Here is a 19,737-nt window from a genome sequence, read left to right on the forward strand (position 1 = left end):
TGCCTATGAGTGACTCGACCGTGACAGAGCCGGAAGGTCGCGAGGAGGTGGCCGTTCCGCAGGCCGTCACGGGCGAGGACGGGCCGGGCCCGCTGATCCGGCCGCGACGTCCGCGCCGGCCCCGCCTGTGGTTCGAGATCCTTCTGATCGCGGTGAGTTACTGGACGTACTCGCTGATCCGCAACGCCGTGCCCGAGCAGCGGGCCGAGGCGCTGCGCAACGCGGACTGGATCTGGCGCGCCGAGCACGATCTCGGCATAGCCGTCGAGCGGTCGCTGAACCACGCCGTGAACTCGGTGACTTGGCTGATCGTCGGCATGAACTACTACTACGCCACCTTGCACTTCGTCATCACGCTGGGCGTCCTGGTGTGGCTGTACCGCTGGCATCCCGGCCGGTACGCGGCGACCCGGACGGCGCTGTTCGCGACCACGGGGGTGGCCCTGGCCGGTTACTGGCTCTTCCCGCTGGCGCCGCCCCGGCTGATGCGCGGCGGGTCCTTCGTGGACACGGTGACGGTCCACCACACCTGGGGTTCGATGGCCTCCGGCGACCTCAAGCACATGTCGAACCAGTACGCGGCCATGCCGTCGATGCACATCGGCTGGTCGCTGTGGTGCGGGCTGACCCTGTTCGCGCTGGCGTCGGTGCCGTGGGCGCGGGTGCTGGGCCTGCTGTACCCGGCCGCCACCCTGCTGGTGATCGTCGCCACGGCCAACCACTTCTGGCTGGACGCCGTGGGCGGCGCGCTCTGCCTGGGCTTCGGGTTCGCGGTGGCCCGGCTGTGGTACGGCACCCTGCCGTACGCGCTGCCGCGGCGGCTGCCGGCGGCCGGGCGCGAGCCCGTCCCGGCCGTTCAGTCCGCGTAGAACAGCTCCTCCACGACCGTGCGCGCCCGGCGGGCGGTACGGCGGTAGGCGTCCAGCATGTCCCCCGCGTGCCCGGCGCCGTACCCCAGGTAGCGGCCGACGGCGGCCAGCTCGCGGGGCGCGGTCGGGAAGGTGTCCCCGGCCCGGCCGCGGACCAGCATCACCGCGTTGCGCACCCGGGTGGCCAGCACCCACGCCTCGTCCAGGACCGCCGCGTCCTCGGCGGACAGCAGCCCGGCCTCCCGGGCGGCCGCCAGCGCCTGCCTGGTCCGGGTCGTGCGCAGGCCCGGCTCGCGGTGGGCGTGGCGCAGCTGGAGCAGCTGGACGGTCCACTCCACGTCCGACAGGCCGCCGGGGCCGAGCTTGGTGTGCAGCTTCGGGTCGGCGCCGCGGGGCAGCCGCTCGGACTCCATCCGGGCCTTCAGCCGGCGGATCTCGCGGACCGCGTCGTCGTCGAGGCCCTGCGCCGGATAGCGCAGCGGGTCGATGAGGTCGGTGAAGCGCCGGCCGAGGTCCTCGTCGCCGGCGACCGGCTCGGCCCGCAGCAGCGCCTGCGACTCCCAGCCCAGGGACCAGCGGCGGTAGTACGCCCCGTACGACTTCAGGGTGCGCACCAGGGGGCCGGACTTGCCCTCCGGGCGCAGGTCGGCGTCGATCAGCAGCGGCGGGTCGGCGCTGGGCAGCTGCAGCAGGCGGCGCATCTCGGCGACCACCTTGTTCGCCGCGGCGGCCGCCTCCTGCTCGTCCACGCCGTCCCGCGGCTCGTGCACGAACAGCACGTCCGCGTCGGAGCCGTAGCCCAGCTCGTGCCCGCCGAAGCGGCCCATCCCGATGATCGCGAACCGGGTCGGCAGGGTGTCGCCCCAGCCGTCCCGGACGACCGCGCGCAGCGTCCCGGCCAGGGTGGCCGCGGTGAGGTCGGAGACGGCCGCGCCGACCCGGTCCACCAGGGCGCCCTGGTCGGCCTCGACGGGGCTGGCCTCCGTGCCGTAGGAGCGGATGATGTCGGCGGCGGCCGTGCGGAACAGCTCGCGGCGGCGGACCCCGCGGGCCGCGGTGACGCCCTGCCCGGCGTTCTCCGCCCGGCCGACCGCCGCCAGGATCTCCTGCTCCAGGTGGGACCGCTGCCGCGGCGCCAGACCGCCGCCGTCGCCGTCCCCGAGCAGGGCCACCGCCTCCGGGGCGCGCATCAGCAGGTCCGGCGCGAGGCGGCCCGCCGACAGGACGCGGGCCAGGTTCTCGGCCGCCGCGCCCTCGTCGCGCAGCAGCCGCAGGTACCAGGGGGTCTTGCCGAGCGCGTCGGAGACCTTCCGGAAGTTCAGCAGGCCGGCGTCCGGGTCCGCGGAGTCGGCGAACCAGCCGAGCATGACCGGCAGCAGGGTGCGCTGGATCGCCGCCTTGCGGCTCACGCCGGAGGCCAGCGCCTCCAGATGGCGCAGGGCGGCGGCCGGGTCGGCGTACCCGAGCGCCTCCAGGCGTTCGCGGGCCGCCTCCGGCCGCAGCCGGGCCTCGCCGGGCGCGAGCTGGGCCACGGCGTCGAGCAGCGGGCGGTAGAACAGCTTCTCGTGCAGCCGCCGTACGACGCCGGAGTGCCGCCTCCACTCGCGGTTCAGCTCCGCCACCGGGTCGGTGCGCAGGCCCAGCGAGCGCCCCAGGCGGCGCTGGTCCGCCTCCCCCTCCGGGACGAGGTGGGTGCGGCGCAGACGGTGCAGCTGGATGCGGTGCTCCATCGAGCGCAGGAAGCGGTACGCCTCGTCCAGGCGGGCGGCGTCCTCCCGGCCGACGTAGCCGCCGGCGGCGAGGGCCTGCAGGGCGTCCAGGGTGGTGCCGCTGCGCAGGCTCGGGTCGGTGCGGCCGTGCACCAGCTGCAGGAGCTGGACGGCGAACTCCACGTCCCGCAGACCGCCGGGCCCGAGCTTGAGCTCCCGGTCTATCTCGGCCGCCGGGATGTTCTCCACCACGCGGCGGCGCATCTTCTGCACGTCCGCCACGAAGTTCTCGCGTTCCGCCGCCTTCCACACCAGCGGTTCCAGTGCGTCGACGTACGCCCGGCCGAGGTCGGCGTCGCCGGCCACCGGGCGGGCCTTGAGCAGCGCCTGGAACTCCCACGTCTTCGCCCAGCGCCGGTAGTAGGCGAGGTGGCTGCTGAGGGTGCGGACCAGGGGGCCGTTGCGGCCCTCGGGGCGGAGGTTGGCGTCCACCGGCCAGATGGAGCCCTCCACGGTGGTCTCCGAGCAGATCCGCATGAGGTGGGAGGCCAGCTTGGTGGCGGACTTCAGGGCCCGGTCCTCGGGGGCGCCGTCGGCCGCCTCCGCCACGAAGATCACGTCCACGTCGGAGACGTAGTTCAGCTCGTGGCCGCCGCACTTGCCCATCGCGATCACCGCGAGGCGGCAGGCCGCGGCGTCCTCGGGGGCGGCGCGCTCCGCCAGCGCCAGCGCCGCGCGCAGGGTGGCCGTGGCCAGGTCGGCGAGCTCCGCCGCCGTCTGGGCCACGTCCGTGGTGCCGCAGACGTCCCGCGCGGCGATGGACAGCAGGCAGCGGCGGTAGGCCACGCGCAGGGAGACCGGGTCGGCGGCCCCGGCCAGGCCCCGCTCGAACTCCTCGACGCCCGGGTGCAGGTCCTGCGGTTCGTACGTGACCAGTGCCTGCCAGTCGGTGGGGTGGCGGGCCAGGTGGTCGGCGAGGGCGGCGGAGGCGCCGAGGACGCCCAGGAGGCGGTCGCGCAGGGGCTTCGCCGCGATGAGCGTGTCCAGCAGCTGGCGGTGGGCGGTGGGGCCGTCCTGCGCCTCCAGCAGGCGCACCAGGCCGTTCAGGGCGAGGTCCGGGTCGGCCGTGGCGCCCAGCGCCTCCAGCAGCACCGGGTCGTTGCGGACGGGGGTCAGCTCGGGGCCGTCCAGGAGGCGCTCGGCGGCGGCGGGGTCGGTGAAACCGTGTCGCAGCAGGCGGGTGAACGTGCTGCTCCTGCGCCCCGGCGTCATCTCCGTGGCCTCCCCTCGGATCTCCGTCGTCCTGGCCAGAGCCTAACCGGAACGGAGCGGGGCGCCTCCGGAGGCGGGGCGGTGATCGCCGGCGCGGGCGTCACGGTGCGGGTGCGTCTCGGTGCGGTGCGCTTGCGGTGCGGGTGCGTCTCGGTGCGGTGCGCTTGCGGTGCGGGTGCGATTCGGTGCGGGTGCGTCTCGGTGCGGTGCGTTTGCGGTGCGGTGCGTTTCTGGTGCGGGCGTTGTGGGCGGGGGCGGGGGCGGGGGCGGGGTGCGGGTGCGGTGTGGGGTGCGGGGCGCCGCCGGGTGCGGGGGTGGTGCCTGCGGCGGCCTGTGCGGGGGTGTCGTGGTTGCGGTCGCGCCCGCGGTGGGGGGTGGGTCGGTGCCGCGCCGGGCAGTGTCCGTCCTCGGTCCGGCGGACCGCTTCCCTCGTGGCGCCCGGCGTCCACGCCGGCCGCTGCGGGCGGACACCACCCGGCACGTCCCCTTCCCGCCGTACGCGGGCGCGGGCCGTCCCGGCATCCGGTCGGTTCCGGCCGTGGCGGGCGCGGGGCCGTCCCGGCGTCCGGTCGGTTCCGGCCGTGGCGGGCGCGGGGCCGTCCCGGCCGCCGGCCGGCATCCCGCCCTGCGCTGGTGGACGCCGGGCGTTGCGGGCGGACACCACCCGGCACGTCCCCTTCCCGCCGTACGCGGGCGCGGGCCGTCCCGGCGTGCGCGGGTGCGGGGTGGGAGGGGCGCGCCTACCGTGGGGATGAGCCGGGGGCGCGCCGGGTGCTCCCCGCCCCTGCGGGAGCCTTTCGTGGACATGAGCCTGGAAGTCGTTCTGCTGCCCGTCTCCGACGTGGACCGGGCCAAGGAGTTCTACCGGGACAAGGTGGGCTTCCACGTCGATCTGGACGGGGAGGTGATGGAGGGCGTGCGGATCGTGCAGCTCACGCCGCCCGGATCGGGGTGTTCGATCGCCCTGGCGGAGGGGCTGCGGGTGCCGACCGGGACGCCGCGGCCGGGGACGTACCACGGGCTGCAGTTGTGCGTGGCGGATGCCCGGGCCGCCTACGAGGAGTTGACCGCGCGGGGGCTGGAGGTGAGCGAGCCGGTGCGGTACGCGCCGCAGGACGGGGCCACGTTCCTGTACTTCACGGATCCGGACGGGAACGGGTGGGCCGTGCAGGAGTACCGGCGGCGGGCGACGGAGCCGTTGCATCAGGTGCTGGCCCGGCTGGCGGAGGGCGAGGAGTAGTCCTCCGCCGCGAGCAGGCGCTGGAGGGTGTGCGCCGCCGTGACGGCCGCGTCGCCGCAGCAGTTGTTGAAGAGCAGGTGCAGTTCCTTGGCGTCCGCGGTGAGGGCGCGGATGCGGGGCAGCCACCCGGTGAGCTCCTGCTCGGTGTAGGTGTGGCGGAAGCGGTCCTCCTTGCTGCCCGTGCCCCAGTGCGGGCTGCGGCCGTGGAAGCGGACCAGGGCGAGGTGGGGGGTGGTGACGGGGACGGGCGGTACGCCCTCGACGGTGTCCGTGGCCACGGCGGTGGCGTCCAGGTCCCTGAGGAAGGCGGCCGTGCGGTCGGTCTCCCACCAGGCGGGGTTGCGGAACTCCACGGCGAACGGCCAGTCGCGGGCGCGTTCCCGGGCGGTGCGGACGAACTCCTCGGCGCGCGGGCCGGGGGCCAGGGAGGGCGGGTACTGGAAGAGGAGGGCGCCCAGGCGGCCGGTGCGGCGCAGCGGGTCGAGCGCTTCGGCGTAGCGGGTCCAGACCTCGGCGCGCAGGGCCTCGTCCCGGGGCCGGCCGCGCAGGTCCGCGGGGAGGGCGGCGGGCCGGGTGGGGTGGCCGGTGAGGAGGGAGAACGCCTTGACGTCGAACCGGAAGCCAGGGGGCGTGCGTTCGGCCCAGAGGGCGGTCGTGCGGGCCGACGGGAGGGCGTAGTACGGGGAGTCGACCTCGACCACCGGGAACCGGGTCGCGTAGTGGCGCAGGCGTTTCTCGGAGTCGCGGTGGCCCGGTGGGTACCAGCCGCTCCTGAGCAGCGCCGGGTCGGTCCAGCCGCAGGTGCCGATGAGGATGTCCGCCATGGGGCGCGGGTACCCGCTGTTCATCCGGTCTTCACCCGCGGGGCCGTCCGGTGTGGGCCGCGGGCCCGCCGGCGGGCGCATGCTCGGTCCGCACCGCCAGCCGCCCACCCCCACCCGGAGGTTGATGTGTCCGGCACTTGTGTCGGTTCGGCGTTTCGCCGGGCCCGTACCGCCGTGGCGTCCGCGGCGGCCCTCGCCGCGGTCGCGGCCGGGCTGTGGTCCGGGCTCGGCGGCCAGTCCGCGCACGCCGCGGGCGCCGTGCCCAGCCCCGACCACGTGGTCGTGGTGGTCTTCGAGAACCACGCCTACGGCCAGGTCATCGGTTCGTCCGGCGCGCCGTACCTCAACTCGCTGAGGGCCCAGGGCGCCGATCTGACCCAGTCGTACGCCGAGACGCACCCGAGCCAGCCCAACTACTTCGCGCTGTTCTCCGGTTCGACGCAGGGCGTCACCGACGACAGCTGCTACACCCCGGGTTTCTCGTCGGCGCCCAACCTGGCGTCCGAGCTGATCGCCGCCGGGCGGAGCTGGGCCAGTTACAACGAGACCCTGCCGAGCCAGGGGTCCACCACGTGCAGCAGCGGCAGGTACGCGCGCAAGCACAACCCCTGGTTCGGTTTCAGCAACGTGCCGGCCTCGACCGCGAAGACGTTCGCGCAGTTCCCGGCGGACTACTCGACGCTGCCGCGCATGTCGTTCGTGGTGCCTGACCTGTGCAGCGACATGCACGACTGCTCGGTGTCCACCGGCGACACCTGGCTGAAGAACAACCTGGGCGGTTACGCGAGTTGGGCGAAGACCCACAACAGCCTGCTCGTCGTCACCTTCGACGAGGACAACCGGCTGAGCGGCAACCGGATCCCCACGGTGTTCTACGGGCAGCCCGTGGCCGCCGGGTCCAGCTCCTCCACCACGTACAACCACTACGACCTGCTGCGCACCCTGGAGGACACCCAGGGCCTGACCACGCACGCGGGCAACGCGGCCTCCGCCCGGGACATCACCGGCATCTGGGCGTCCTGAGGTGTACGTGGCGGACAGCCGGGCCGGCACGTCCGCCCGCGGCGCCGTCCGGCCCGCTGCCGGGCGGCGCCGTGCGGCGGTCCCACCGACCGTGCTCGCGCTGGGGACGGTCAGTCTGGTCACCGACGTGTCGTCGGAGATGGTGACGGCGGTGCTGCCGCTGTACCTGGTGTCCGGGCTGGGTCTGTCCCCGCTGGGGTTCGGGCTGCTGGACGGCGTCTACAACGGTTTCTCCGCGCTCGTGCGGCTGGCGGGCGGCCACCTCGCGGACCGGGGCGGCGGGCGGCACAAGTGGGTGGCCGGCATCGGGTACGGCGTCTCCGCCGTGTGCAAGCCGCTGCTGGCGGTGGCGCACTCGCTCGCCCCGATCGGGCTGGTGCTCGCCGCCGACCGGACGGGCAAGGGGCTGCGGACGGCTCCGCGCGACGCGCTGATCTCCCTGTCCTGCACGCCGGAGACGCGCGGGCGGGCGTTCGGGGTGCACCGGGCGATGGACACGGCCGGGGCCCTGCTCGGGCCGCTGGCGGCGTTCTGGATCCTGCGGGCCACCGTGGACGGCTACGACGCGGTGTTCACCGTCAGTTTCTGCGTGGCCGTGGCGGGCCTGCTGGTGCTGGTGCTCTTCGTGCCGGGCGGACGGGGAGCGCCGGCCCCGTCGCAGCGGCCCTCCCTGCGGGACGCGGTGGGGCTGCTGCGCCGCCGCGACCTGCGCCGGATCACCGTCTGCGCGCTGCTGCTGGGCCTCGCCACGGTCAGCGACTCCTTCGTCTACCTGCTGCTCCAGCGCCGTCTCGGGGTGCCCGACCGCTTCTTCGCGCTGCTGCCGCTGGGCACGGCCGCCGCGTTCCTGCTGCTGGCGGTTCCGCTGGGCCGGCTCGCGGACCGGGCGGGCGGCCGGACGGTGTTCCTGGCCGGGCACGGGGCCCTGCTCCTCGCCTACGCCCTGCTGCTGACGCCGTGGCGGGGCGCGGCTCTGCCGTGCCTCGTCCTCGCCCTGCACGGCGGCTTCTACGCGGCCACCGACGGGGTGCTGATGGCGGCGGCCTCGGACAGCGTGCCGGAGCGGCTGCGCTCCTCGGGTCTCGCCGTCGTGCAGACCGGGCAGGCGCTGGCCAGGTTCGCCTGCTCGCTGCTGTTCGGCGCGGCCTGGACGGTGTGGGGCGACCGGGCGGCGCTCGCGGGGGCGGCGGTCGCGCTGGCCGCGTGCGCCGTGTTCTGCCTGACCCTGCGGCCGAAGGGAACGGTGACCGCGTGACCGTGCGCGCCCGCGTGCTGATCCTCGTCTCGGCCGTCGCCGTGCTGGCGGCGGTCGGGCTGGCCTCCGTGCTGCACGCCTCCGCGCGGGCCGACCGCCGCGACCGCCCGCAGGCGGGCGGCCCGCGCGTCGTGCCGGGGGCGGTGACGCTGCGCGACCCCGGGCGGCTGGTGTTCCGCAACATGGCCTGGGGACCGCACCGCGACGAGCTGACCAGCGTCCCGGCGGCGGACCCGACCGCCCCGCGCACCGCCTCCGGGCTCAGGTGCCTGCGCTTCCACGCCGCTTCGGGCACCGGCGTGTGCCTCCAGGCCGTGCACGGGCCGGTCTCGGACACCTACCGGGCGCTGATCCTGGACGCGCGCCTGCGCACGGTGCGCCGCTACGGCGTCCCCGGCGTCCCGTCCCGGGCCCGGGTCTCCCCCAGCGGTCGTTTCGCCGCCTGGACGGCGTTCGTGGGCGGCGACTCGTACGCCGGGACGGACTTCTCCACCCGCACGGCGGTCGTGGACACCCGCAGCGGTGCGCTCACCGCGTCGCTGGAGGCGTTCCGGATCGTCCGGGACGGGCGGCCGTACCGGGCGCCGGACGTCAACTTCTGGGGGGTGACGTTCGGGTCCGACGACCGCACGTTCTACGCCACGCTGGCGACGAAGGGGCGGACGTACCTGGTCCGCGGCGACCTGCGGGCCCGTACGGTCACCGTGCTGCACGGCAATGCGGAGTGCCCGTCGCTGTCGCCGGACGGCACGCGGGTGGCGTACAAGAAGCGGGTCGAGGGGCTGCCGCGGGACGCGCCCTGGCGGCTGTACGTCCTGGACCTGCGCACCCTGCGGGAGACGCCGCTCGCCGAGCCGCGGAGCGTGGACGACCAGGCGGTGTGGCGGGACGCGCGCACGGTGGTGTACGCGCTGCCGGCGGACTTCGGCGCCGACCTGTACGAGGTGCCGGCGGACGGGTCGGGCCGTCCCCGGCGCGTCAGCGCGGCGGCCGTGTCGCCGGCGTACCTCGGACAGGCGTACCGCCGGCCGACACGGTGACCCGGTTCTTCCGCCATCCCGGTGGTGTGCCGTGTCCGCCTCCCGGCGTCCGGCGGGGCCGCCGCGCACACTCGCGGGGTGGTGGCCGGGCGGCCGCCGGGAAGGCGAGGCACTCGATGGCCGACAGCAAGATCCTTGTCGCGGTACCGGAGCATCCGCGCGCCGAGGGCGCCGAGGCGGAGCAGTTGCGCAGGATCCGGGACGCGGTGGAGGCGGGCGGCTTCTCGGTGCGCTGGGCGGTCACCGCGGAGGACGCGGACGCGGTGCTGCGGACCGAGGCGGGCCTGGCGGCGGCCCTGGTCGCCTGGGACCTGCCCGGCGGCGGTGTGCGGGTCAGCGGCAACGGCGGACGGGCCGGCGGCAACGGCGGACGGGCCGCGGGCGACGGCGGGCGGGCCGGCGGCGACGGCGGACGGGTCAGGGGTGACGGGCCGGGGGCCGCGCTCGCCGCGCCGGCCGCGCCGGCCGGCGCCGTCGGCGGGGCCACGGGCGGGGCCGCCGTGCTGCGCCGGATCGGCCGCCGGTTCCGGGATCTGCCGGTGTTCCTGGTCATGGCCGACGAGGACGTACGGGACCTGCCGCTGTGGGTGGCGGAGACGGTCGTCGGGTACGTGTGGCCGCTGGAGGACACGCCGGGGTTCATCGCGGGCCGGATCACCACCGCCGCCCGCGCCTACCGGGAGGACGTGCTGCCGCCGTTCTTCCGGGCGCTGCGGCACTTCGACGACGCCCACGAGTACTCCTGGCACACCCCCGCCCACTCCGGCGGCGTCGCCTTCCTCAAGTCCCCCGCGGGGCGCGCCTTCCACGACTACTTCGGTGAGCGGCTGCTGCGCAGCGACCTGTCGATCTCGGTGGAGGAGCTGGGCTCGCTGTTCGAGCACACCGGCCCGATCGGCGAGGCCGAACGCAACGCGGCCCGCGTCTTCGGCTCGGACCTCACCTACTTCGTGCTGCACGGCGACTCCACCTGCAACCGCGTGGTGGGCCACTTCAGCGTCACCCGCGACGAACTGGCCCTGGTGGACCGCAACTGCCACAAGTCGGTGCTGCACGGCCTGGTCGTCTCCGGCGCCCGGCCCGTCTACCTCATCCCGACCCGCAACGGCTACGGTCTCGCCGGCCCGCTGCCCCCGGCCGAGCTGGCCGCGGACTCCGTCGCGGCCCGGATCGCCGCACACCCGCTCGCCGAGGGCGCCGTGTCGCGGGAGGCGCAGTACGCGGTGTTCACCAACTCCACCTACGACGGACTCAGTTATGCCACCGTGCCGGTCGCGCGGGCACTGGCGGCCAGCACACCGCGGGTGCACTTCGACGAGGCGTGGTTCGCGTACGCCCGCTTCCATCCGCTGTACGCGGGCCGGTACGGCATGTCCGTGGACGACGGCGCCTTCCCCGGCCCGGACCGGCCGACGGTCTTCTCCACCCAGTCCACGCACAAGCTGCTGGCCGCGCTGTCCCAGTCCGCGATGGTGCATGTGCGGCCGGCGCCCCGGGCGCCCGTGGAGCACGACCGCTTCAACGAGGCCCTGATGATGCACGGCACCACCTCGCCCCTCTACCCGATGATCGCCTCCCTGGACGTGGCGACGGCGATGATGGACGGCCCGCAGGGCGAGTGGCTCGTGGACGAGGCGGTCACGGAGGCGGTCCGCTTCCGGCAGGAGATGGTCCGCCTGCGCCGGCGGATCGAGAGCGCCGGTGACCGTCCGCCGTGGTTCTTCGGCGTCTGGCAGCCGGAGGAGGTCACCGACCCTGCGACCGGGGAGCGGCTGCCGTTCGACGAGGCCCCGCCGGAGCTGCTGCGCACCGAGCAGTCCTGCTGGCTGCTGGAGCCGGACGCCGCCTGGCACGGCTTCCCGGGGCTGACCGAGGGCCACTGCATGCTGGACCCGGTGAAGGTCACGCTCACCTGCCCCGGCATCACCGCGACCGGCGAGATGGCCGAGGAGGGCATCCCGGCGCGGGTGCTGACGGCGTACCTGGCCACCCGGAACATCGTCGTCGAGAAGACCGACAGCTACACCACGCTGATCCTGTTCTCCATGGGCATCACCAAGGGCAAGTGGGGCACCCTGCTCGACGCCCTGATGGACTTCAAGGCCCTGTACGACGCCGACGCCCCGCTGGACCGCGTGCTCCCCGAAGCGGTCGCCGCGCATCCCCGCCGGTACTCCGGGCTCACCCTGCGCGAGCTGTGCCGCCAGATGCACGAACAGCTGCGCTCGGTGCGTCTGGTGGAGCTGCTGGACACCGCGTTCCAGCAGCTTCCCGAGCCGGTGTTCCCGCCGCAGCACTGCTACCAGCGGCTGGTGCGGGGCGGCACGGAACGGGTCCGCGTCGCCGACGCGGCGAACCGGGTGGCGGCGGCGATGGTCACGGTGACCCCGCCCGGCATCCCGGTCCTCATGCCGGGCGAGTCCACCGGCACCCCGGACGGCCCCCTGCTGCGCTACCTCACCGCCCTGGAGACCTTCGACCGGCGCTTCCCGGGCTTCCGCAGCGAGACCCACGGCGTGACCATCGACGAGGACACCGGCGACTACGAGATCGAGTGCCTGAAAACCCCATGACCCCCAGCCCCCGGCGCCGGCCGGGGGCCACGGCACGTACGCAGTGGGCTCCTACCCTGGGTAGGGCTACGGAGGTGCCTTGGCACGACGCCCCGCTTCTTCTTCCGGGTCCTGCAAGAGGGCCCCTGGCCTCCGGGCCCGGTATGACCGGAGACGACAGCGGCCACTGTCCCGTAACGTTCGACAGGGCTGGTGCACGGCTGCGGTGGACGGGCGGCGGAGGGATTGGGGCGCCGCCCCGCCTACTCTGGGGCTGTGCAGCAGTCCTGGGCATTGTCACGTGGTTCCGATGTGCTGGTAACGGCGTTCCCGTCTCGGCTTGCCGGGGACGTGCGCAGCGTTCTAGCTGTCATGCCGGTTGGCGCGATCTTGCCGGGTGAGCACTTCTCCGTTGAGGTGCGGGGCGAGACAGTCGCCATCCCGTCACGGATCTACTCCGATGAGCCGGATGGAGGTAGCGAGGAATGCCTTACCGAGACCCAGCGGATGCTCCTGCATTGCCTGTACTCCCGGCACAGTGACGGCAGGGTTCGCCAGCGCCGTCTCGAACACATCGTGGGGTCGAGCGAGCCCTGGGTGGTGCCGTTCGTCGTGCAGCTGGCCGGCGAATACGTTGTCGAGATCCTCGAGGGGATCCGCCACGGTCTTCCCGGCCTCGATGTCCCCGGCTCCTACCAGCGCAGACTGTACGGGGAGTTCATCGCACGGAATCCCGCGTTCTTCGCCCGGACGGAACGGCGCGTGGTGAGCTACTGGTCCTGCTACTACCGCTGGAAGTACCCGGTGTTCGGTACGTATCCGGGGAGCGTCCTGACCGAGGCGTTCCGGACCGCGGCATCAGAACAGGTCGGCGCACCATGGCCCCGGCACACACCGGCCCCGCTACCGACCGCGGACCGACCTGCCTAAGACTGGTTGAGCGCCGGGTGAGCGCGCGATGTCGTGTCTGTCGGGCTGCCGCCGATTAGCCCTCGCTACGAACATGGTCGCCCCAATCACTCGGAATTGTCGCCTCCCTGGGCCGCTACAGGCGGGTCGTCCGCCTCACCACACAGGACACCGAGCCGAGCCGGCCGACCACGGCCTTGGACGCTCCCCCGGCGGACTGACCAGCGCAATCGTCCTCGCAGTCGGCAGGTGCAGAAGCCCTGTCCGTTGTCCGTCGTGATCACGGCCGGGTAGCGGGGCGACCAAGCGGTCCTGGAAGCCATCCGGGTCCGAGGACGGGGGCGGCGCTCCGCCGCCCCATCGCCGTCCGCTACGAGCCACAACGCTGGTCACAGCCATCAGCGAGTGGCTGCGACCAGCACTATCACAACAGACTTAAGAGGTCTCAGAGAACACCGCGCAGGTCGACCACCGACCGGTCCTCCGTCAGGTAGGAGCGATAGCGGCCCTCGGCGAACATCTCCCGCAGATACATGCCGGGGAAGTCCAGGACCTCGTCCCGGTCGGCCAGGGCGATCCGGACCCGGTAGCGGCTGTCGCCGTCGAGGACCAGCACATCGCACCAGTCCGGCTCCGGCGCCTCGATGCCGACCAGGGTGATGCGGTCCTCGGCCATCTGACCGACCCAGGCCGCCAGGTCCTCCAGCAGCCAGGCCATGTTCATCCAGGACGGCGCGTCGGCGGCGGGCTGCCAGTCGTACGTGCGACGCGCCTCCCGCCCGGTGCCGGGCGGCTCGCCCTCGAAGTAGACGGGCGGCTGCGACGGGCCGCTGATCTCGGTGAACGCGATGGTGCGGGACCGCAGCGTGAGCGCGGTGACGCGGAAGCGGTCGCGGCCGAGGTCGAAGGCGACTTCTGACGCATGGGTGAGGAATTCACTGTCCGGATCGGTCACGCATCCCCCTTCCTGGGCGGCGGAGCGCCGCCTCCGGCCCACTGGCGGGCCGGGGGCGGCCGAGCCGGCTCGAAGGCCTACCGCAGTCGGGAGTAGGACCCGCCGTGGCGGTACCGGTCCTCAGCGGTGGACGCCGGGACGGTCCACTTGAGGGGACTGTACGCGGCGGCGAGCTTCTCGTTGCCGGAAGCGGTTCGTGCGGCTGTCAGGGCCGTGCTGGACACCGAGTCCACCAGGGGCTCGTAGGAGCTCAGGTACGTCTCGGTGCCGTCCGAGGTGTCGCCCCAGGCCGCGGGAGCACCCGGGTCCACGGGCGTGTTCTCGTCCGCGGCGTCGGCCTCGTCCACGACCTCGTCCTCGGGAGCCTCACTGTTGTCGGGAGCGTCCTCCTCCGCGACGGTTTCCTCGTCGTCGGCGGCAAGTGACCTGTTCTCCTTGGCCAGGGCCGTACTGACCCAGTTGGGGCACCGGACGACGCCCACGCAGTACATGGTGATCACGCCCTTGTCCTGGCCGTCACGCTGCACCTTCTCGTTGACCGAGAGGATCATCTTGTACTGCTTGACGAGGGTGCAGACACCGTTCCGGCACCGGTACTTACCCGCGTATCCGGTCATGTGATACGTCGTCGTGTTCCCGACGCGGTCGCGGTTCGGGGACTTCGCGATGTACTCGACCGCGGCGTACTTCGTGATGTTGTGCTTCTTCTTGACCTTGTTCCAGCCGAAGCCCTTGTCCCGTGCGCGGTCGTAGTAGCCCACGCGCAACGAAGCCTTGCCGGGGCCCGAGTAGTCGAGGTGCTTGAGAATCCTGTATGCCGGGTTGGCTGCGGCCGGTCCGGCTTCGCTGCTGGTCGTGGCAGCTGCCGGAACGACGAGGGCGCCGAGCACGACCGTGGTCGCGGCCGCACTCACAGCGATCCTGACTCGTTTCACTCTTATTTTCCCCCTTACAGGTCTGTGCCGACCATGAAAGATCGGCACGAAGGGGGACGCTAAGCGCGACACGAACACGGAGCAAAGATTTTTCACAGATAGGCAGCTATTTCAGGACATCACCTACATGGGGAGATTCAGGACGCCTGAGGCCCGGTGCTTCACCGGCGCTCTGCTGACCGCCTGCCGGACGACCCACCCCGTGAAAGCGCGCGGCCAGTGCCGGGGCCGGCGGTCCATGACCGTCGGCCCTGGCAGTGTTCGCGGAGACCCGCCCCGGCCCGCGGCTACAGCACCGGCAGGTTCTTGCGGAGCTCGAACGCGGTGACCTCGGAGCGGTACTCCTCCCACTCCTGACGCTTGTTGCGGAGGAAGAAGTCGAAGACGTGCTCGCCGAGGGTCTCGGCGACCAGGTCGCTGCTCTCCATGAGGGTGAGGGCCTCGCCGAGGTTCTGCGGGAGGGGTTCGATGCCCATCGCACGGCGCTCGGCGTTGGACAGGGCCCAGACGTCGTCCTCGGCGCCGGGCGGGAGCTCGTAGCCCTCCTCGATGCCCTTCAGGCCGGCGGCCAGCAGGACGGCGTAGGCCAGGTACGGGTTGGCGCCGGAGTCCAGGGAGCGGACCTCCACCCGCGCGGAGCCGGTCTTGCCGGGCTTGTACATGGGGACGCGGACCAGGGCCGAGCGGTTGTTGTGGCCCCAGCAGATGTACGAGGGGGCCTCGCCGCCGGCGCCGGCCGTGCGCTCGGAGCCGCCCCAGATGCGCTTGTAGGAGTTCACCCACTGGTTGGTGACCGCGGAGATCTCCGCCGCGTGCCGGAGCAGGCCGGCGATGAAGGAGCGGCCGACCTTGGAGAGCTGGTACTCGGCGCCGGACTCGTAGAACGCGTTGCGGTCGCCCTCGAACAGCGACAGGTGCGTGTGCATGCCGCTGCCCGGGTGCTCGGAGAACGGCTTCGGCATGAAGGTCGCCTGCACGCCCTGCTCCAGCGCGACCTGCTTCATGACCAGGCGGAACGTCATGATGTTGTCGGCCGTGGAGAGCGCGTCCGCGTAGCGCAGGTCGATCTCCTGCTGGCCCGGCGCGCCCTCGTGGTGGGAGAACTCCACCGAGATGCCCATCGACTCCAGCATGGTGATCGCCTGGCGGCGGAAGTCCATGCCGACGTTGGTGGGGGTGTGGTCGAAGTAGCCGGAGTTGTCGGCGGGCGTGGGGCGGGAGCCGTCCAGCGGCTTGTCCTTCAGCAGGAAGAACTCGATCTCCGGGTGGGTGTAGAAGGTGAAGCCCAGGTCGGAGGTGCGGGCCAGGGCGCGCTTGAGGACGTAGCGCGGGTCGGCGAAGGACGGGGAGCCGTCCGGCATGAGGATGTCGCAGAACATGCGGGCGGTGCCGGGCGTCTCGGCGCGCCACGGCAGGACCTGGAAGGTGGACGGGTCCGGCTTGGCGATCATGTCGGACTCGTAGACCCGGGCGAAGCCCTCGATGGCGGAGCCGTCGAAGCCGATGCCCTCGTCGAAGGCCTGCTCCAGTTCGGCGGGGGCCACGGCGACGGACTTGAGGAAGCCCAGCACGTCCGTGAACCACAGGCGTACGAACCGGATGTCGCGCTCCTCCAACGTCCGGAGCACGAACTCCTGCTGCTTGTCCATCTTCCGCTTCCCCATCCTTGCTGGTCAGGCCGCCTGTCCCCCGCACCTGTGAGGCGGTCGGGCTCCTGAGCATCCCACCACACCACCATGTCGCGCGCGTTGCGGACCTTGATCGCCCGAGCGTCCTCGGCCTGAACGCCCGTCCTACGGCAGGTGTACTGCTCTGCCGCCCATCTTGCCTGCTCGGACCGGCAACCGTAATGGCCGGTCCGCTTCCGGCGTGAGCGACGCCACGCGACCTAAAGTTGCATCAGCGATGCAACTTTAAATAGCGTGCCGATCAGTCGAGTCAGAGGGAGCCTTCCGATGCTGTCCGAGCAGTCCGCGGCCACTGTCCGCGCCACCCTCCCCGCCGTCGGCGCGGCCATCGGTGAGATCACCGAGCGCTTCTACGCCCGTCTGTTCACCGCCCACCCCGACCTGCTGCGGAACCTGTTCAACCGGGGCAACCAGGCCTCCGGCGCCCAGCAGCAGGCGCTGGCCGGCTCCATCGCCGCCTTCGCCACGCACCTGCTCGCGCACCCGGACAGCCGGCCCGACGCCCTGCTGAGCCGCATCGCCCACAAGCACGCCTCGCTCGGCGTGGCCCCGGAGCAGTACCCGGTGGTCCACGAGCACCTTTTCGCCGCGATCGCGGAGGTCCTCGGCGAGGCCGTCACCCCGGAGGTCGCCGCGGCCTGGGACGAGGTGTACTGGCTGATGGCGAACGCGCTGATCGCCGTCGAGAAGCGGCTGTACGAGGAGAGCGGCGGCCGCGGCACCCGGCGGTGGGAGGTCGTGGAGCGCGTCCCCGAGACGGCGGACGTGGTCACCCTCCGGCTGCGCCCGGTGGACGGCGGTCCGGTGCGGGACTTCCGCGCGGGCCAGTACGTCTCCGTGGGCGTCACCCTGCCCGACGGCGCCCGCCAGATACGCCAGTACAGCCTCTCCGGCGCACCGGGCTCCACGCTCCGGCAGATCAGCGTCAAGCGGGTGCACGGCGGCACGGCCCCGGAGGGCGAGGTCTCGAACCATCTGCACGCCCGCGTGCGCGAAGGCGACGTCCTGGAGCTCTCGGAGCCGTACGGCGACCTGGTGCTCGACGGCCCGGCCGGCGCCCCGCTCCTGCTCGCCTCCGCGGGGATCGGCGTGACCCCGATGGTGGCGATGCTGGCCGCCCTCGCGGCCGACGGCCACCGCGCCCCGGTCACGGTCGTCCACGGCGACCGCTCCCCCGCCGACCACGCCCTGCGCACCGCCCAGGAGACCTACGCGGCCAAGCTCCCGGACGCATCCGTCCACTTCTTCTACGAGCGCGACGCCGAGCCCGGCGCCCGCACCGGCCTGGTCGACCTGACCGGCATCGAGGTACGGCCCGGCACCCGCGCGTACCTGTGCGGCCCGCTGCCCTTCATGCGCGCGGTCCGCGCGCAGCTGATCGAGCGGGGCGTGGCCCCGGCCGACATCCACTACGAGGTGTTCGGCCCGGACCTGTGGCTGGCCCAGGGTCAGCCCTGCCCTCCGGAGGGCACGACCGCCGGTTCCCGGTGATCGCCGGCCCGCGCCGGTCCCCTGGAGATGCCCAGCAGGAGGGGGCCGGTCGGGTCGGCGGCGATGTCCTGGATCGTGACCGGGTCCAGCGCCGCGTAGAACGCCTCCTGCGCCCTGCGCAGGGCTCCGCGCAGGCGGCAGGCCGAGTTCAGGGGGCAGGGGGTCGCCCCTTCGCAGTCGACCACGTCGCCGTCGCCCTCGAAGGCGCGGACCACGGCCCCCACCGACGCGGCACGGCCGCGCGCGCTGAGCGCGAGGCCGCCGCCCCGGCCGCGGCGGGCGTCGACCAGGCCCCGGTGCTGGAGCTCGGCGACGACCTTCGCGGCATGGGTGTAGGGCACGCCCATGTCCGCCGCGACCCGGCGGGTCGTGGGGGTGGTGGCGTCGTCGGCGACGGCGAGGCGCATGAGGAGCCTCAGGGCCAGGTCGGTGGAGCGCAGCAGCCGCATGCCACCGAGCCTAGGTAATGCGCATACGGCATTCAAATTATCCGGTTCCCGGTGCCGTTCCTACGGCGGCGCGCCCCTTCCGCATTACGATCAGCGGGCCCCACCGTCCTCGTCCGCCCCTTTCCCAGAAGGACACGTCTCATGGGTTCCGGCAACAACAGCAGCACCGCGGCGCGCCAGGCGCGCATCGAGGAGATGCGGCGCGCGGAGCGTGCCCGGGAGCGCCGCAACCGGGTGCTCGCGGCCGCGGCCGCGGCCGTGGTCGTGGCCGGCCTGGCCGTCGGCGGCGTGGTGCTGGCGCAGCACGGCGACTCCGGCGGGAGGGACACCGCGAAGGGCTCCGCGACGCACGCGGCGGCCGGCGGCGACGACGACGCCAAAAACTCCGACGCGAAGTCCGGGGACTCCGGGCACTTCACCACCGGCAAGGACGGGGTCCAGGTCTGGTCGGGCAAGCTGTCCCGGACGCATGTGACGACCGAGGTGTCGTACCCGATGCACCCGCCGGTCGGCGGCGACCACCACCCGGCCTGGCTGAACTGCAACGGCGACGTCTACACCGCCCCGGTGCGGGACGAGAACGCCGTGCACGCGCTGGAGCACGGCGCGGTCTGGGTGACGTACAGCGGCAAGGCGAAGAAGGCCGACGTCGAGGCGCTCGCGGCCAAGGTGAGGAGGACGCCGTACTCGCTGATGAGCCCGTACGCGAACCAGGACGCCCCGCTGGTCCTGTCGGCGTGGGGGCGCCGGCTGGCGGTGAAGAGCGCGAGCGACCCGAAGGTGGACGCGTTCTTCTCCGCCTACGTGCAGGGACCGCAGACGCCGGAGCCGGGCGCCTCGTGCACCGGCGGGGTCATGAAGTGAGGCGGCGGCACGCCGGCTGGATCGCGGGCAGCGCGGCGGCGGCGCTCGTCGCGGCCGGGGCGATCACCTACGCGGTCGCCGGGGAGACCGGCGGAGCGGACACGAGCACGCCGGACACGCGGACGCAGGACACGCGGACGCCGGGCGCGGAGTCGGCCGACGCCGGGTTCGCGCGGGACATGGCCGTCCACCACCAGCAGGCCGTCGAGATGTCGTTCATCGTGCGGGACCGCACGAAGGACGAGGAGGTGCGGCGCCTCGCGTACGACATCGCGCAGACCCAGGCCAACCAGCGGGGCATGCTGCTGGGCTGGCTGGACCTGTGGGGGCTGCCGAAGGTGTCGGCCGATCCGCCGATGACCTGGATGGGCATGCGCGGCATGGCCTCCGGCAAGGACGGGGCGCTGATGCCGGGCATGGCCACGAACACCGAGCTGAAGGAGCTCCAGTCGCTCAGCGGCAAGCGGGCGGAGATCCTCTACCTCCAGCTCATGACGGACCATCACAAGGGCGGCGTCCACATGGCCGAGGGCTGTGTCGCCAAGTGCACCGTCGACGTGGAGAAGCGGCTCGCGCAGGGCATGGTGGACGCCCAGCGGTCGGAGATCGAGCTGATGGCCGGAATGCTCAAGGAGCGGGGCGCACGACCCCGCTCATGACAC

16 protein-coding genes are annotated in these 19,737 nt (G+C 73.1%); 10 read left to right on the forward strand and 6 right to left on the reverse strand.

Annotated features, from left to right (window positions below):
• Positions 1-5: 5 nt before the first annotated feature.
• Complete coding sequence (locus ABZ261_RS05585) at positions 6-869, forward strand: phosphatase PAP2 family protein (protein ID WP_356855601.1); 864 nt, start codon at positions 6-8, stop codon at positions 867-869.
• Here the strand turns inward: ABZ261_RS05585 and ABZ261_RS05590 are convergent.
• On the reverse strand, positions 857-3,850 hold the full coding sequence (locus ABZ261_RS05590) for a bifunctional [glutamine synthetase] adenylyltransferase/[glutamine synthetase]-adenylyl-L-tyrosine phosphorylase (RefSeq protein ID WP_356855603.1): 2,994 nt from the start codon (positions 3,848-3,850) through the stop codon (positions 857-859). The genes ABZ261_RS05585 and ABZ261_RS05590 overlap by 13 nt on opposite strands.
• A gap of 799 nt (positions 3,851-4,649) precedes the next feature.
• On the opposite strand from ABZ261_RS05590, the gene ABZ261_RS05595 reads away from it, so the two are divergent.
• On the forward strand, positions 4,650-5,090 hold the full coding sequence (locus tag ABZ261_RS05595; RefSeq protein WP_356855605.1) for a VOC family protein: 441 nt from the start codon (positions 4,650-4,652) through the stop codon (positions 5,088-5,090).
• Here ABZ261_RS05595 and ABZ261_RS05600 read toward each other — a convergent pair.
• Positions 5,054-5,914 carry a DUF72 domain-containing protein gene (locus tag ABZ261_RS05600; protein WP_356855607.1) on the reverse strand — a complete coding sequence of 287 codons (861 nt, stop codon included), beginning with the start codon at positions 5,912-5,914 and terminating at the stop codon, positions 5,054-5,056. The two genes, ABZ261_RS05595 and ABZ261_RS05600, sit on opposite strands and share 37 nt — an antisense overlap.
• Positions 5,915-6,040: 126 nt before the next feature.
• Between ABZ261_RS05600 and ABZ261_RS05605 the strand changes: the two genes are divergently transcribed.
• The 5 genes from ABZ261_RS05605 to ABZ261_RS05625 all read left to right on the forward strand — a co-directional run bounded on the left by ABZ261_RS05605 (position 6,041) and on the right by ABZ261_RS05625 (position 12,714).
• On the forward strand, positions 6,041-6,937 hold the full coding sequence (locus ABZ261_RS05605; RefSeq protein ID WP_356855609.1) for an alkaline phosphatase family protein: 897 nt from the start codon (positions 6,041-6,043) through the stop codon (positions 6,935-6,937).
• 1 nt (position 6,938) lies between these two features.
• Positions 6,939-8,192 (forward strand): MFS transporter, encoded by a 1,254-nt coding sequence (locus tag ABZ261_RS05610; protein WP_356855611.1) that lies wholly within the window; start codon positions 6,939-6,941, stop codon positions 8,190-8,192.
• Positions 8,189-9,232, forward strand: coding sequence for a TolB-like translocation protein (locus tag ABZ261_RS05615; protein WP_356855613.1), 1,044 nt, complete (start codon positions 8,189-8,191; stop codon positions 9,230-9,232). Before ABZ261_RS05610 ends, ABZ261_RS05615 begins: the two co-directional genes overlap by 4 nt.
• A gap of 116 nt (positions 9,233-9,348) precedes the next feature.
• A complete protein-coding gene (locus ABZ261_RS05620; RefSeq protein WP_356855615.1) occupies positions 9,349-11,805 on the forward strand; it encodes an Orn/Lys/Arg decarboxylase N-terminal domain-containing protein in 2,457 nt (818 codons plus the stop codon).
• Positions 11,806-12,060: 255 nt separating this feature from the next.
• Positions 12,061-12,714 (forward strand): hypothetical protein, encoded by a 654-nt coding sequence (locus ABZ261_RS05625; protein ID WP_356855617.1) that lies wholly within the window; start codon positions 12,061-12,063, stop codon positions 12,712-12,714.
• A gap of 424 nt (positions 12,715-13,138) precedes the next feature.
• On the opposite strand, the gene ABZ261_RS05630 is transcribed toward ABZ261_RS05625, so the two are convergent.
• The 3 genes from ABZ261_RS05630 to ABZ261_RS05640 form a co-directional block, all read right to left on the reverse strand.
• Positions 13,139-13,648, reverse strand: coding sequence for a hypothetical protein (locus tag ABZ261_RS05630; RefSeq protein WP_356855619.1), 510 nt, complete (start codon positions 13,646-13,648; stop codon positions 13,139-13,141).
• 77 nt (positions 13,649-13,725) lie between these two features.
• Positions 13,726-14,562, reverse strand: coding sequence for a hypothetical protein (locus ABZ261_RS05635; RefSeq protein ID WP_356855621.1), 837 nt, complete (start codon positions 14,560-14,562; stop codon positions 13,726-13,728).
• A 308-nt stretch (positions 14,563-14,870) separates the two neighbouring features.
• Positions 14,871-16,232 (reverse strand): glutamine synthetase family protein, encoded by a 1,362-nt coding sequence (locus ABZ261_RS05640; protein ID WP_208901233.1) that lies wholly within the window; start codon positions 16,230-16,232, stop codon positions 14,871-14,873.
• A gap of 306 nt (positions 16,233-16,538) precedes the next feature.
• On the opposite strand from ABZ261_RS05640, the gene ABZ261_RS05645 reads away from it, so the two are divergent.
• Complete coding sequence (locus tag ABZ261_RS05645) at positions 16,539-17,762, forward strand: globin domain-containing protein (protein WP_356855623.1); 1,224 nt, start codon at positions 16,539-16,541, stop codon at positions 17,760-17,762.
• Here ABZ261_RS05645 and ABZ261_RS05650 read toward each other — a convergent pair.
• Positions 17,720-18,211 carry an Rrf2 family transcriptional regulator gene (locus tag ABZ261_RS05650; protein ID WP_356855625.1) on the reverse strand — a complete coding sequence of 164 codons (492 nt, stop codon included), beginning with the start codon at positions 18,209-18,211 and terminating at the stop codon, positions 17,720-17,722. The two genes, ABZ261_RS05645 and ABZ261_RS05650, sit on opposite strands and share 43 nt — an antisense overlap.
• A gap of 141 nt (positions 18,212-18,352) precedes the next feature.
• On the opposite strand from ABZ261_RS05650, the gene ABZ261_RS05655 reads away from it, so the two are divergent.
• Together ABZ261_RS05655 and ABZ261_RS05660 are read left to right on the forward strand one after the other, a co-directional pair.
• Entirely contained in the window at positions 18,353-19,075 is a 723-nt protein-coding gene (locus ABZ261_RS05655) for a DUF3105 domain-containing protein (RefSeq protein ID WP_356855627.1), read from the forward strand.
• Positions 19,072-19,734: a DUF305 domain-containing protein gene (locus ABZ261_RS05660; RefSeq protein ID WP_356855629.1), complete on the forward strand. Its 663-nt coding sequence runs from the start codon at positions 19,072-19,074 to the stop codon at positions 19,732-19,734. Before ABZ261_RS05655 ends, ABZ261_RS05660 begins: the two co-directional genes overlap by 4 nt.
• The last annotated feature ends 3 nt before the right edge of the window (positions 19,735-19,737 follow it).

Origin of the sequence: Streptomyces sp. NPDC006193, assembly GCF_040613915.1 — a bacterium.
Taxonomy (GTDB): domain Bacteria; phylum Actinomycetota; class Actinomycetes; order Streptomycetales; family Streptomycetaceae; genus Streptomyces.

Bases quoted from the DNA above. Each gene is read 5' to 3' on its own strand.
- ABZ261_RS05585 (WP_356855601.1), top strand. From the start codon at position 6: ATGAGTGACTCGACCGTGACAGAGCCGGAAGGTCGCGAGGAGGTGGCC.
- ABZ261_RS05600 (WP_356855607.1), bottom strand. From the start codon at position 5,914: ATGGCGGACATCCTCATCGGCACCTGCGGCTGGACCGACCCGGCGCTG.
- ABZ261_RS05650 (WP_356855625.1), bottom strand. From the start codon at position 18,211: ATGCGGCTGCTGCGCTCCACCGACCTGGCCCTGAGGCTCCTCATGCGC.
- ABZ261_RS05620 (WP_356855615.1), top strand. From the start codon at position 9,349: ATGGCCGACAGCAAGATCCTTGTCGCGGTACCGGAGCATCCGCGCGCC.
- ABZ261_RS05655 (WP_356855627.1), top strand. From the start codon at position 18,353: ATGGGTTCCGGCAACAACAGCAGCACCGCGGCGCGCCAGGCGCGCATC.
- ABZ261_RS05590 (WP_356855603.1), bottom strand. From the start codon at position 3,850: ATGACGCCGGGGCGCAGGAGCAGCACGTTCACCCGCCTGCTGCGACAC.
- ABZ261_RS05640 (WP_208901233.1), bottom strand. From the start codon at position 16,232: ATGGACAAGCAGCAGGAGTTCGTGCTCCGGACGTTGGAGGAGCGCGAC.
- ABZ261_RS05645 (WP_356855623.1), top strand. From the start codon at position 16,539: ATGCTGTCCGAGCAGTCCGCGGCCACTGTCCGCGCCACCCTCCCCGCC.